We start from the raw sequence: 12,325 nt of genomic DNA, 5'->3' as shown, positions 1-12,325 counted from the left end.
GGATCTACCGGGTGCACGACGAACTTGTTGATCATCTGACGCGGTCCACGCCCCTCAACCGGGGCGAGGCACTGCGGGTGATCCAGGACGTGCTCGCCTACTTCGACGAGACGACCGAGGACTACGTCCGTCGCCGCCACCGCGAACTGCAGGCCCAGGGCCTGGTCAACGCGACGATCTTCGAACGGATCGAGGCGGACCTGAAATACCGAGCGGTGGCACCGCCCGAGCTTACGCTCAGGCAACTGCGCCGCATCGTCTACGGCTGAGGAATACATCTGTATGTGCGGAATTGTCGGATACATCGGGAAGCGTGACGTTGCTCCTCTGCTGCTGGAGGGCCTGCAGCGGCTGGAGTACCGCGGCTACGACTCGGCGGGCATCGTCGTCACCTCCCCGAAGGCGACGGGCCTGAAGATGGTCAAGGCCAAGGGCCGGGTGCGTGATCTGGAGGCCAAGGTCCCGGCGCGCTTCAAGGGCACGACCGGTATCGCCCACACCCGCTGGGCCACCCACGGCGCCCCCTCCGACCTGAACGCCCACCCGCACCTGGACGCCGAGGGCAAGGTCGCGGTCGTCCACAACGGCATCATCGACAACGCCTCCGACCTGCGCCGCAAGCTGGAGGCGGACGGGGTCGAGTTCCTGTCCGAGACCGACACCGAGGTCCTCGTCCACCTCATCGCCCGTTCGCAGGCGGAGAAGCTGGAGGACAAGGTCCGCGAGACGCTGCGCGTCATCGAGGGCACGTACGGCATCGCGGTGATGCACGCCGACTTCAACGATCGCATCGTCGTCGCCCGCAACGGCTCCCCGGTCGTCCTCGGCATCGGCGAGAAGGAGATGTTCGTCGCGTCGGACATCGCCGCGCTGGTCGCCCACACGCGGCAGATAGTGACGTTGGACGACGGCGAGATGGCCACCCTGAAGGCCGACGACTTCCGCACGTACACGACGGAGGGCACCCGTACGACGGCCGAGCCCACCACCGTCGAGTGGGAGGCCGCCTCCTACGACATGGGCGGCCACGACACCTACATGCACAAGGAGATCCACGAGCAGGCCGACGCCGTGGACCGCGTGCTGCGCGGCCGCATCGACGACCGCTTCTCCACCGTGCACCTCGGCGGCCTGAACCTGGACGCCCGTGAGGCCCGCCAGATCCGCCGTGTGAAGATCCTCGGCTGCGGCACCTCGTACCACGCGGGCATGATCGGCGCCCAGATGATCGAGGAGCTGGCCCGCATCCCCGCGGACGCCGAGCCGGCCTCCGAGTTCCGCTACCGCAACGCGGTGGTGGACCCCGACACGCTCTACATCGCCGTCTCCCAGTCCGGCGAGACGTACGACGTGCTCGCGGCCGTCCAGGAGCTGAAGCGCAAGGGCGCGCGGGTCCTGGGCATCGTGAACGTGGTCGGTTCGGCGATCGCCCGCGAGGCGGACGGCGGCATCTACGTGCACGCGGGCCCGGAGGTCTGCGTGGTCTCCACGAAGTGCTTCACCAACACGACGGTCGCCTTCGGCCTGCTCGCGCTCCACCTCGGCCGCACCCGCGACCTCTCGGTCCGCGACGGCAAGCGGATCATCGAGGGGCTGCGCAAGCTGCCCGCACAGATCGCCGAGATCATGGAGCAGGAGGGCGAGATCGAGAAGCTGGCCCAGCAGTTCGCCGAGGCCCGCTCGATGCTCTTCATCGGCCGCGTCCGGGGCTACCCGGTCGCCCGCGAGGCCTCCCTCAAGCTCAAGGAGGTCTCGTACATCCACGCCGAGGCCTACCCGGCCTCCGAGCTCAAGCACGGCCCGCTGGCCCTGATCGAGCCCGCCCTCCCCACAGTGGCGATCGTCCCGGACGACGACCTGCTGGAGAAGAACCGCGCCGCCATGGAGGAGATCAAGGCCCGCAGCGGCAAGATCCTCGCGGTGGCCCACCAGCCCCAGGAGAAGGCCGACCAGACGATCATGGTCCCGAAGAACGAGGACGAGCTGGACCCGATCCTGATGGGCATCCCGCTGCAACTCCTCGCCTACCACACGGCGTTGGCCCTGGGCCGGGACATCGACAAGCCGCGAAACCTCGCGAAGTCGGTGACGGTCGAGTAGCCGTCCCGTTCTCAGAGGCGCGGGGCCGCACCGATGTACGGTGCGGCCCCGCGCCGCGTTCTCAGGCCTGTTGTGGCGGCATCCATCCATGCATCAGGGACGCAGCACCAGCCGCCACCGCGTCTCCCCGTCCTGCTCCTCCTCGGTCGCGCTCAGCCCGGCCGCCGAGGCGACCGCCGCCGACGCCAGGTGGTCGGGACGGACATGGGCGACGACCGTACGGACCGACCGCCGCCCGAGCCAGCCCACGAGCCCTCGCGCCGCCTCGGAGGCGTACCCGCGCCCCTGCCACGCCGTACCGACCACCCAGGCGATCTCGGCACCGCCGTCCGCGGTGACGGTGGCCTGGACGGTGCCCACGAGACATGACTCGGCGCGTAGCGACAGCACCCAGTTGCACCAGGAGACGCCCGGGTCGGGAGATCCGGCGACGAGACGCTCGTAGCGGGCCCGCAGGTCGTCGGCGGAGTACGGGGCGCCGCCGATGAAGCGGTGCAGCGCCGGGTCCGACAGGACGACGGCCATCTCCGCGGCGTGCTCGACACGCAGGGGGAGAAGATCGAGGCGGTCGGTGGAGATGGGCTCAGGCTCGGCACATATAAGGGGCATACGGAAAATGATTCAGCCGGTGGCTTCGTTTCCGAAGCCACCGGCTGATCATTCAGGGTGAGTGACGGGACTCGAACCCGCGGCATCCTGGACCACAACCAGGTGCTCTACCAGCTGAGCTACACCCACCATGCCCGGTTGTTGACTTCCGTGGAGTCCCCGACCGGCCGAGAAAAAGTGTACAGGGTCCGAAGGGGTGCTCGCGCACGCCTTTTCACGGCGTCCTTGTGCGACCCCCTCGAACACCTACTGAGCAGGCAGAACGTGCTTCGCGGCGATCGACTTCGCGGTGTCGGAGTCGGGGCCGGGCTGGGGCACGAAGATGGCCTCGCGGTAGTAGCGGAGTTCGGCGATGGACTCGCGGATGTCGGCGAGTGCGCGGTGGTTGCCGTTCTTCTCCGGGCTGTTGAAGTAGGCCCGCGGGTACCAGCGGCGCGCCAGCTCCTTGACGGAGCTGACGTCCACGATCCGGTAGTGGAGGTAGATCTCCAGGGTCGGCATGTCACGCAGCAGGAAGCCGCGGTCGGTGCCGACGGAGTTGCCGCACAGCGGGGCCTTGCCGGGTTCCTTCACATGCTCGCGGACATAGGTGAGGACCTGGTCCTCGGCGTCCTTGAGGGTCGTGCCGCCGGCGAGTTCGTCCAGCAGCCCGGACGCGGTGTGCATCTGACGCACCACCTCCGGCATCGTCTCCAGCGCCGAGTCCGGCGGGCGGATCACGATGTCCACCCCCTCGCCGAGGACATTCAGCTCGGAGTCGGTGACGAGGGCGGCAACCTCGATGAGAGCGTCGTCGGACAGCGAGAGGCCGGTCATCTCGCAGTCGATCCACACCATGCGATCGTTCATGCGACCACCCTACGGCCGACGTCCGCCTCTGTGGTGCCCCGCGTCGGCGCGGGCCCCGGACCCGAAACGCCGGACGAGCCGAGGTGGCCCGTCCGGCGTCGCGAAGTCACGTCACATCCCGCTGCGCTGCCCCGGCAGGCTCGCGCGGCTGCCCGCGTAGGCCTCCCGGCCGTTGTCCGACGACACCGACAGGGACGCGGACGTGCCCAGGGCACTCGGCGCCGGGGTGCGGCGGGCCTGGAGCGGGACCGGTCCGCCCTCCGGGTAGGGCGAGGGCGGTGGGCCGGGCGGAGGCGCGGGCGGACCGACCGTCGGATCGGTGTCCGTCGGCTTCTCGGCCTGCGGGCGCCGTGCCCGGTACGCGGCCCGGTACGCCGCCGGCGACGAACCCAGCTGGCGGCGGAAGTGGCCGCGCAGCGCCACCGGCGAGCGGAAGCCGCAGCGGCCCGCGACCTCGTCCACCGAGTAGTCCGACGTCTCCAGCAGACGCTGTGCCTGAAGCACCCGCTGGGTGATCAGCCACTGCAGCGGGGCCGAACCCGTCAGCGAGCGGAAGCGACGGTCGAACGTACGGCGCGACATGTACGCGCGTGCCGCCAGCGTCTCGACGTCGAACTGCTCGTGCAGGTGCTCCAGCGCCCAGGCGACGACCTCCGCGAGCGGGTCGGCGCCGATCTCCTCTGGTAAAGATCGATCGAGGTAGCGCTCCTGACCGCCGGACCGGCGCGGCGGGACCACCAGGCGGCGGGCCAGTGCTCCGGCCGCCTCGTTGCCGTGGTCCGTGCGCACGATGTGGAGGCACAGGTCGATGCCGGCCGCTGTGCCCGCCGATGTCAGTACGTCCCCGTCGTCCACGAAGAGTTCTCGTGGATCCACGTGCACCGACGGATAGCGCTTGGCCAGCGTCGGTGCGTACATCCAGTGCGTCGTCGCTGGGCGGCCGTCCAACAGGCCGGCCGCGGCCAGGACGAAGGCGCCGGTGCACAGCCCGACTATGCGGGCGCCTTCCTCATGCGCCCGGCGCAGCGCGTCGAGCGCGTCCTCCGGCGGCGGCGAGGTGATCGAACGCCAGGCCGGCACGACGACCGTGCCCGCCCGCGAGATCGCCTCCAGGCCATGTGGTGCGGAGAGTTCCAGGCCCCCTGTGGTCCGCAGCGGGCCGTCCTCGCCCCCGCACACCAGCAAGCGGTAGCGCGGTACGCCGGCGTCCTGGCGGTCGATCCCGAACACCGACAACGGTATGGAACTCTCGAAGATGGGGCCGCCGCTGAACAGCAGCACCGCAACGATCTCCTTGCGGCGTCGCCCGGACAGCTTCCGGACCGCCCCTTCCGGCGCGGCAGTGGAGTCGTGGCTCATACTGCTAAGCCCCCCTCGGTGGTCGCGGCTCCTCGGTTGTGTCGCTCCTGCACGTTTCCCCTCGGTCCTGCACGAGTCCCCCGCCGTAGACAGTCAAGATCGAACTTACTGTGTCGCGTCGTGCCGGAGTGGCCGGTTCGGCACTCGGCACATTGTCGACTTGGCAACTTGGCGTGAAGCATTCGATCACGAAGCGTTGCACTCGCGGGGCGTGCAGGGAAGTGCGCCTTGTCGCAGTGGCCAATCCACGTAGGGTGCGCAGGGCCCTTGAGGCCCTTTCCGTGCAGGTGGAACGGGGGTTGGGGGGTGTTCTGGGCAGGGGATGCATGCACGCCAGAAGTTGGCTGAAAAGCAACGTTCCCGTGCACGGAAACCGGTCAGCCGACCGGTGTATTTCCCCCACTGTGACGTCCGCCTCTATGCGCCCCGGTTCCGGTCCGGTGATGGCGACCGCGACGGGACGGCGCCGGACCGCCCCGCACTTCGTCCTTCATCCGGGCCGCCTCGTCCCTCAGCCGCGCCGCGCCGCGTTCCGATTCGCGCAGCAGCAGACGGCAGACCCCGGTCACGGCCGCGAGGCCGAGGGCCGTACCCGTGGCGCCGGCCAGGGAGGTGCCGTACCAGAGCAGGACGACGGGGACCAGGACGCAGCTGAAGGCCGCCCACCGGACCACGGTGGTGCTGTCCGAGTAGGTGGTGCGGGGTCCGGTCATGGGTGCGTGCTCCCTGGGCTCCCTGGGCGGAGGATCACGGTGATCAACGCCTGTTCGAGCGGTCGGTCACTGGTGCGGGGCCGCCCCGGGCAGGTGAACCCTGTGCAAACCGCCTGTACACCGCAGCAACCATTGCGTGACGGGCATCCCCTCGTGCATGCTCCCTGGAACCCGCACCGACCGTGAGCGGAGATCTGGGCTAAGGAGGCGTGCCGCCGTACCCTTGGGGTATGGGGTTGGGAAGACCATTCCCGGACACCGCTCCGCCGCCGCACCCAATCAATGAGCCCCGCTCGCGGGCCCACCCATACAAGGATCAATACGCCGAGACAGCCATGGCCGGTCACGAATTCTTCGAACCAGCGGACCGCAAGCGGCCCGTCGCCGACCCCACGGCGGCCGAGCCCCTGGCGGCGGAAGAGCCACGCCACTCCTGCGACCCCGCCTTCAAGCACGGCGTCGTGGTCGGCTTCGACGGCTCCACATCCAGCGAGCGCGCCCTCGCGTACTCCATCGGCATGGCCCATCGCTCCGGGTCGGGCCTGATCATCGTCCACGTCGCCAACCGGCTGCCCACCACGGTGTGGGCCGGCTGTGAGCCACCGGTCTTCGTCGACGTACCGGACCACCGCACCGAGGTGCTCGGCCTCGAACTGGCCTGCGCGGACTATCTCGCCGAGGTGCCCTGGATCCTGGTCGAGCGCGGCGGGGACATCTGCCACGAACTCGAAGAGGTCGGGCGGGAGTACGAGGCGGACGCGATCGTCGTCGGCTCCACACACGGCATCGTCGGGCGGATCTTCGGCTCCGTCGCGGGACGGCTCGCCAAGCGGGCCAAGCGTCCCGTCGTTGTCATTCCGTAACTCGCCGTCGTCCCTGGTGAGATGAGCCGTTCGGGACGTCGCCCTCCTTCCTGCGATGTGTGAATTTACTGGCGCGTAGAGGTGTTTGTGCCTTTGTGAAGGGCATATAACGCTCACCGCACAACTGCACATGCAAGAAGGGAGCCCGCCGTGGACAACGACGTCTCTGCGGGAAGCGGAATCACCACCGTGGTCGGCCGACTCGCCCTTGGTGTCACCCTGTTGGCCTTCGGGCTGGGGTACACCGACGTGATCGACGGTGTGTCAGCTGCTGACGCCGTATCAATCGCCCAGTACGTGGGCGGCATAGCCCTCTTCGTCGCCGGCCTGATGGCCCTGCGCGACCGTGACTCCGCGAACGGGACCGCGTTCGTGGCGCTCGGCGCCCTCTGGTTCACCTGGGCCGTCTCCGCGGACGCGGCGGTCTCCGACAACGCGGCGGGGCTCTTCCTGCTGCTGTTCGCCCTCGTGGCGCTCTCCCTCACCCTCGCCGGCGGCGACCAGCTCGGTCAGGGTGCGTACGGGCTGTTCTTCGTCGCCCTGTTGCTGATGGCGATCGCCCAGTTCGCCGGCAACGACGGGCTCACCAAGGTGGGCGGCTGGTGCGCCGTCGCGGCCGGGGCGGTGGCCTGGTACGCGGCGACCGCGGCGCTGGCCCACTGGCCGACCGCACTTCCGCGACGCGCTGCGGGCCGGGGCGTGACGGCCACCGGTTAGCTGCGCAGGCCGGGGAGTTGGGCGGCTCCCCGGCGATCCGAACGGACCCCCCGTGACAGGTGGCATCACGTGGGGGTCCGTCCCCTTTTTGCGCCTAAACCGGCGCCGCTCTCGCGGACGTGGTTGCTCGCCGCGGGGGTTGCTCAATTGTCGCTTCGGCGGTCGGTGGGCAGAACACGGGTGCCTGGTGCGCAGGTCTCCGTCAGGTCGGCGCGATCGGCCGGCGGCAGGCTGCTCGCGGAGCCTCTGCGGCTGGAGTCGAGCGAGGCAGCGCCGGTGGCCAGCCACTGCGGTACGGGGGCGACGCCGATGAACTCGGCCAGACGGGTGAGTTCTTCGGTCGGTTTGTCGAGGAGGTTCTCGTAGGCGAGGGTGGCGCGTCGGTCGGCGGGGAGGGTGGAGAGGAACTCCGTGCCGTCGGTGACGAGTTCGGACCACAGGGCGCCGAACCTCCGCAGGGAGAGGTCCCGGTCGCGTACGAGGGCGGGGTCGAAGCGGTCGTCGAGCAGCGGTGCCAGGTCGGCGGGCAGGGAGCGGACGTGCTCGGGGGTCAGGTCGGCGAAGCTGTCGATCCCGGCGTGTTCCTTGATCTCGCGCAGCAGGGTGATCGTGCGGTAGCCGGGGTGGCGGCTCATGGACAGGGCGCAGTCCGGCCCGTCCCGGTACATGTGCACGAACCTCGCCTCCGGGAACGCCTCCCGCAGCCCGGGTGCCCAGCCGGTCGAGTAACCGGACCGCTCCACGACCGCGGTGCGCCCGAACCGCCCGCAGAGCAGATCGAACAGGGCCCGGTGGTGCTCGGCGGCGGTGCGCTCGGGCCATCCGGGCACCGCAGCGCCGAGTTCGTCGAGGAGGCCGTCCGGGTCGTCGGTGAGGTGGGGCAGCGCCATCAGGGAGAGCGCGGGGATTCCGGTGGTCTCCGCCGAGTACCTGCCGGGGCGGCGGGTGTGGAGGAACTCCGGGAGCGGCAGCCCGCTGCGGATCATCCGCTCGAAGTGCGGGGCTGGACGGAAGAGCGTCTGCCAGAACTCCTCGCCGCTCACCTTCCCTTCGGGGAAGGCGGCGTCGCCCACGGAGGCCATGTACTCGTTGAGGCTCAGTACCTCCGGATGGGCGTTGAGGATGCGGGACAGCGCGGTCGAGCCGCTGCGTCCCGTACCGATGACGAAGGTCAAGGAACGCATGGTCATCCTCCGTGTGCTGCCGTGTGCTGCCGTGTGCTGCCGTCCGATGCGTGTGCGGTCAGACTCTGCCCGGTCCGAGGCATGATCAAGACCGGCCGATCCCTCCGGAGGTACGACGTGGCGTGGACCCAGCGCATGGTGGTGCGAGACGGCGTGCGGCTCGTCTGCCGGGACTGGGGCGGGCCGGGGCGGCCCGTCGTGCTGCTGCACGGCCTGGCGGGGCACGCGGGTGAATGGGACGAGCCGGCCCGGCGGCTGAGCCCGCGGTACCGGGTCGTGGCGGTCGACCAGCGCGGGCACGGCGCCGCCGAGCGCCACCCGGGGGACGTCTCGCGCGCGGCCTACGTCGCCGACGTCACCGCCGTCGCCGACCAACTCGCCCTACGCCGGCCCGTCCTCGTCGGCCAGTCGCTGGGCGGCCACACAGCCATGCTCACCGCCGCCGCGCACCCCGGACTGGTCGGCGCGCTCGTGCTGGTCGAGGCCGGTCCCGGCGGCCCGAACCCGGACGCCCCCGAGGACATCGGCGGCTGGCTCGACTCCTGGCCGACGCCGTTCCCCACCCGTGAAGCGGCGGCCGCGTTCCTGGGCGGCGGACCGGTCGGCGCGGGCTGGGCGGCCGGGCTGGAGGAACGCGAGGACGGCTGGTGGCCCCGCTTCGACCGGGACGTGATGGTCGGCTCCCTGGCGGAGAACGCCCGGCGTTCCTTCTGGCCCGAGTGGGCCCGGATCACCTGCCCCACCCTGGTCGTCCTGGCCCAGTCCGGCATCATCCCCGCCCAGGAGGCCGACAGGATGCTGGGCCAACGCCCCGCCACCCGGTCCATGAGCATCCCCGGCACCGGCCACGACCTGCACCTGGAACGGCCCGAAGTCCTGTACAACGCGCTGTCGGACTTCCTCGCGAACCTGGCCTGAGGCTCCCCGCACCGGCCCTTCCACCGCCGCCGACAATCAGCCTGCCCTCAGGACGAAGCGCTCAGGACGAATTCTCAGACCAGAGCCCTCAGGACGAAGCCCTCACCACCAGTTCCGTCGCCAGCACCATCTGGGACCGCTCCAGCCCCCGGGACACCGCCGGCCGGCGGTCCGCGATCTCGGAGAGCAGGAGGTCCAGCATGCGGCGGCCCATGTCCTCGATGGGCTGGCGGACGCTGGTGAGGGGCGGCTCCATGTGGCGGGCGATGGCCGAGTCGTCGTAGCCGACGAGGGACACGTCCTCGGGGATACGGCGGCCGACCTCGCGCAGCACCTGGCGGGCGCCCGCCGCCGTCACGTCCGATCCCGCGAACACCGCGTCCAGGTCGGGGCAGCGCGCGAGCAGGTCCCGCATCGCCCCGGCACCGCCCTCCTCCGTGAAGTCGCCGGGCTCGATGAGCCGTTCGTCCGGCTCGTGCCCGGCGTCGCGCAGGGCGTCGCGGTAGCCGTCGACGCGGCGCTGGGCGCCGTACACGTCGAGGCGGCCGGTGATGTGGGCGATGCGGGTACGGCCGCGGGACAGCAGGTGTTCCACCGCCGAGCGGGCGCCGCCGTAGTTGTCGGAGTCCACCGAGGTCAGGGTCTCCGCGGCCGACCTCGGACCGCTGATCACCGCCGGGATCTCCAGCTGGGCCAGCAGGTCCGGCAGCGGATCGTCCGCGTGGACGGAGACCAGGAGCACGCCGTCCACCCGGTGGGCCGCGAGGTACTGGGCCAGCCTGCGGCGCTCCCGGTCACTGCCCGCGAAGATCAGCAGCAGCTGCATCTCGGTGTCGGCGAGACCGGCGCCCACGCCCTTGAGCATGTCCGAGAAGTACGGCTCCGCGAAGAACCGCGTCTCCGGCTCGGGCACGACCAGCGCGATCGCGTCCGTGCGGTTGGCGGCCAGGGCCCGGGCGGCGGTGTTGGGGACATAGCCGAGTTCCGCCACCGCCGCTTCCACCGCCGCGCGGGTGGCGTCACTGACCCGGGGCGAACCGTTGATCACCCGGGAGACGGTGCCGCGGCCGACGCCCGCGCGGGCCGCCACCTCTTCGAGGGTGGGCCGGCCGCCGCTGCGGCCTCGCGCTCCGTGGCTTGCCATTGGGCCCCGCCTTCCGCCGTTGTCTTCACGCTGGCCTGGAATTTAACAGTCCCGCCAGGCATGGTGACCGCCCTTGGGGCCGCCGCTCCCGGACCCCGCTTCGGCCTGAAACGGCCTCCCACTCGAACGCCGAACCGGCTGAAGTGGGTCCAGTTAACGGCCCGATAACTGAACGCAGAACTCCGCGTCGGCTCCCTTGACACCCCCGCTTCGACCGACGACCCTTCAACACATCACCTGTGGGAGCGCTCCCACAGTACCTGACACATACACATCCCGCACGTTCCCCGCCCGAGCCGCAGCGATGCAAGATGACGTTTCAACGGGCCCAACCATGCCGTTGGCCGGGGGGTCGGCACGTCAGGCAACAGGAGGACGCAATGCGCACGAGTACCCGCGGGTCCCGCAGACTGACGACCCTCGCGGTCGTCGCCGCGCTCACGACAGGGCTGCTCGCCGGCTGCGCCGAGGACTCGGACGACGGCTCCACGGGCGACGGCGGCGGCAACGGCGGCGGTGGCAAGACCACCCTCACCGTGGGCACCTTCGGCACCTTCGGCTACAAGCAGGCCGGCCTCTACGACGAATACATGAAGGCCCACCCGGACATCTCCATCAAGGAGAACGTCACCACCCGTACCGACGTCTACTGGCCCAAGGTCCTCACCCGACTGCAGGCCGGGTCCGGTGCCGACGACATTCAGGCCATCGAGATCATGAACGTCACCGAGGCCGTGGAGACGCAGGCCGACAAGTTCGTCGACCTCGGCAAGGAGGTCGACAAGTCGCAGTGGCTGGACTGGAAGAACGCCCAGGCCACCACCAAGGACGGCAAGCTGATCGGACTCGGCACCGACGTCGGCCCGATGGCGATCTGCTACCGCAAGGACCTGTTCGAGAAGGCCGGCCTGGAGACCGACCGCACCAAGCTCGCCGCGCAGTGGAAGGGCGACTGGGGCAAGTACGTCGACCTGGGCAAGCAGTACATGAAGAAGGCGCCGAACGGCACCAAGTTCGTGGACTCGGCCTCCTCGGTCTACAACGCGACCCTCGGCGGCGCGGACGAGCGCTACTACAAGGACGACGGCACCGTCGACTGGGACAAGTCGCAGGGCGTGAAGAACGCCTGGGACGTCGCCATGGACGTGGCGACCAGCGACATGTCGGCCAAGCTGAAGCAGTTCGACAAGCCGTGGGACCAGGGCTACGCCAACGGCACCTTCGCCACGGTGGCCTGCCCGGCCTGGATGATCGGCTACATCCTGGAGAAGTCCGGTGAGTCCGGCAAGGGCAAGTGGGACGTGGCGGCGGCGCCGACCGCGGCCAACTGGGGCGGTTCGTTCCTCGGCGTACCGACCTCGGGCAAGCACCAGAAGGAGGCCGTCGCACTGGCGAAGTGGCTGACCGCGCCCGAGCAGCAGGCGAAGGTGTTCGCCAAGCAGGCCAGCTTCCCGTCGACCCCGTCGGCGTACTCGGGCCTGAAGCCGGCGGCCGCCACCACCGCGTACTTCTCGAACGCGCCGATCACCCAGATCTTCTCCGACTCGGCGAAGACCATCCCGAGCCAGTACTTCGGCATCAAGGACCAGGCGATCAACACGGCGATGACCGACATCGGCATCCTCCAGGTCGAGCAGAAGGGCAAGACGCCCGACGAGGGCTGGGAGGCCGCCTCCAAGGAGATCAAGGACGTGCTCGGCCAGTGAGCAGCCCCAAGCAGGCTCTCGCGCTTCACGCGTCGAGCGCCGACGCCGCGCCCGGTGACCAGCCGGGGGCGGCCGGCCGCGCGCCCCGGGGCGGGGCCCCCCCGCCCGGCCAAGCCCGGGGGGGCCGGCGGGAGCCCGGGGGGCAGAATGGGGGGCCGGACCC

The 12,325-nt window shown here is 70.2% G+C and carries 12 protein-coding genes and 1 tRNA gene; 6 read left to right on the top strand and 7 right to left on the bottom strand.

The features are described 5' to 3' along the window. The first annotated feature begins 11 nt into the window (after positions 1–11). Both ACFWYS_RS16165 and glmS read left to right on the top strand, forming a co-directional pair. Positions 12–269 carry a hypothetical protein gene (locus ACFWYS_RS16165; protein WP_054232868.1) on the top strand — a complete coding sequence of 86 codons (258 nt, stop codon included), beginning with the start codon at positions 12–14 and terminating at the stop codon, positions 267–269. A gap of 13 nt (positions 270–282) precedes the next feature. Beyond that, on the top strand, positions 283–2,100 hold the full coding sequence (gene glmS / locus ACFWYS_RS16160) for a glutamine--fructose-6-phosphate transaminase (isomerizing) (RefSeq protein ID WP_384768272.1): 1,818 nt from the start codon (positions 283–285) through the stop codon (positions 2,098–2,100). A gap of 93 nt (positions 2,101–2,193) precedes the next feature. Here glmS and ACFWYS_RS16155 read toward each other — a convergent pair whose 3' ends face one another. From ACFWYS_RS16155 to ACFWYS_RS16135, 5 genes are all read right to left on the bottom strand, one after another. Next, positions 2,194–2,709, bottom strand: a complete 516-nt coding sequence (locus ACFWYS_RS16155; RefSeq protein WP_384768269.1) for a GNAT family N-acetyltransferase — start codon at positions 2,707–2,709, stop codon at positions 2,194–2,196. Between the two features lie 56 nt (positions 2,710–2,765). Then, positions 2,766–2,838 (bottom strand) — tRNA-His (locus ACFWYS_RS16150). Between the two features lie 117 nt (positions 2,839–2,955). Continuing rightward, positions 2,956–3,558, bottom strand: coding sequence for an oligoribonuclease (orn, locus tag ACFWYS_RS16145; RefSeq protein ID WP_384768266.1), 603 nt, complete (start codon positions 3,556–3,558; stop codon positions 2,956–2,958). Positions 3,559–3,669: 111 nt separating this feature from the next. Next, positions 3,670–4,917 carry a helix-turn-helix domain-containing protein gene (locus ACFWYS_RS16140; RefSeq protein WP_384768263.1) on the bottom strand — a complete coding sequence of 416 codons (1,248 nt, stop codon included), beginning with the start codon at positions 4,915–4,917 and terminating at the stop codon, positions 3,670–3,672. A gap of 377 nt (positions 4,918–5,294) precedes the next feature. Beyond that, positions 5,295–5,630: a hypothetical protein gene (locus ACFWYS_RS16135; protein ID WP_384768260.1), complete on the bottom strand. Its 336-nt coding sequence runs from the start codon at positions 5,628–5,630 to the stop codon at positions 5,295–5,297. Positions 5,631–5,965: 335 nt separating this feature from the next. Between ACFWYS_RS16135 and ACFWYS_RS16130 the strand changes: the two genes are divergently transcribed. Next, the gene (locus ACFWYS_RS16130) at positions 5,966–6,493 is read left to right on the top strand and encodes a universal stress protein (RefSeq protein ID WP_093908257.1); all 528 of its coding nucleotides are present in this window, start codon (positions 5,966–5,968) and stop codon (positions 6,491–6,493) included. A gap of 150 nt (positions 6,494–6,643) precedes the next feature. Beyond that, the gene (locus ACFWYS_RS16125) at positions 6,644–7,210 is read left to right on the top strand and encodes a GPR1/FUN34/YaaH family transporter (protein ID WP_384768257.1); all 567 of its coding nucleotides are present in this window, start codon (positions 6,644–6,646) and stop codon (positions 7,208–7,210) included. A 143-nt stretch (positions 7,211–7,353) separates the two neighbouring features. Here the strand turns inward: ACFWYS_RS16125 and ACFWYS_RS16120 are convergent, their stop codons facing one another. Further along, complete coding sequence (locus ACFWYS_RS16120; RefSeq protein WP_384768254.1) at positions 7,354–8,394, bottom strand: sulfotransferase; 1,041 nt, start codon at positions 8,392–8,394, stop codon at positions 7,354–7,356. Positions 8,395–8,529: 135 nt separating this feature from the next. On the opposite strand from ACFWYS_RS16120, the gene ACFWYS_RS16115 reads away from it, so the two are divergent. After that, positions 8,530–9,312, top strand: a complete 783-nt coding sequence (locus tag ACFWYS_RS16115) for an alpha/beta fold hydrolase (RefSeq protein ID WP_384768541.1) — start codon at positions 8,530–8,532, stop codon at positions 9,310–9,312. Positions 9,313–9,400: 88 nt separating this feature from the next. On the opposite strand, the gene ACFWYS_RS16110 is transcribed toward ACFWYS_RS16115, so the two are convergent. After that, positions 9,401–10,456 carry a LacI family DNA-binding transcriptional regulator gene (locus tag ACFWYS_RS16110; RefSeq protein WP_384768251.1) on the bottom strand — a complete coding sequence of 352 codons (1,056 nt, stop codon included), beginning with the start codon at positions 10,454–10,456 and terminating at the stop codon, positions 9,401–9,403. A 380-nt stretch (positions 10,457–10,836) separates the two neighbouring features. Between ACFWYS_RS16110 and ACFWYS_RS16105 the strand changes: the two genes are divergently transcribed. Beyond that, positions 10,837–12,162 (top strand): ABC transporter substrate-binding protein, encoded by a 1,326-nt coding sequence (locus ACFWYS_RS16105; RefSeq protein ID WP_384768248.1) that lies wholly within the window; start codon positions 10,837–10,839, stop codon positions 12,160–12,162. Positions 12,163–12,325: the final 163 nt, after the last annotated feature.

Source organism: Streptomyces sp. NPDC059010 (genome assembly GCF_042740355.1).
Taxonomy (GTDB): domain Bacteria; phylum Actinomycetota; class Actinomycetes; order Streptomycetales; family Streptomycetaceae; genus Streptomyces.
The sequence above is the reverse complement of the archived record's forward strand: the minus strand, read 5'-3'. Positions and strand labels throughout refer to the sequence as shown.

Coding starts and splice junctions, on each gene's coding strand:
- ACFWYS_RS16105 (WP_384768248.1), top strand. CDS start 10,837: ATGCGCACGAGTACCCGCGGGTCCCGCAGACTGACGACCCTCGCGGTC.
- glmS (WP_384768272.1), top strand. CDS start 283: ATGTGCGGAATTGTCGGATACATCGGGAAGCGTGACGTTGCTCCTCTG.
- ACFWYS_RS16155 (WP_384768269.1), bottom strand. CDS start 2,709: ATGCCCCTTATATGTGCCGAGCCTGAGCCCATCTCCACCGACCGCCTC.
- orn (WP_384768266.1), bottom strand. CDS start 3,558: ATGAACGATCGCATGGTGTGGATCGACTGCGAGATGACCGGCCTCTCG.
- ACFWYS_RS16135 (WP_384768260.1), bottom strand. CDS start 5,630: ATGACCGGACCCCGCACCACCTACTCGGACAGCACCACCGTGGTCCGG.
- ACFWYS_RS16130 (WP_093908257.1), top strand. CDS start 5,966: ATGGCCGGTCACGAATTCTTCGAACCAGCGGACCGCAAGCGGCCCGTC.
- ACFWYS_RS16110 (WP_384768251.1), bottom strand. CDS start 10,456: ATGGCAAGCCACGGAGCGCGAGGCCGCAGCGGCGGCCGGCCCACCCTC.
- ACFWYS_RS16140 (WP_384768263.1), bottom strand. CDS start 4,917: ATGAGCCACGACTCCACTGCCGCGCCGGAAGGGGCGGTCCGGAAGCTG.
- ACFWYS_RS16120 (WP_384768254.1), bottom strand. CDS start 8,394: ATGCGTTCCTTGACCTTCGTCATCGGTACGGGACGCAGCGGCTCGACC.
- ACFWYS_RS16115 (WP_384768541.1), top strand. CDS start 8,530: ATGGTGGTGCGAGACGGCGTGCGGCTCGTCTGCCGGGACTGGGGCGGG.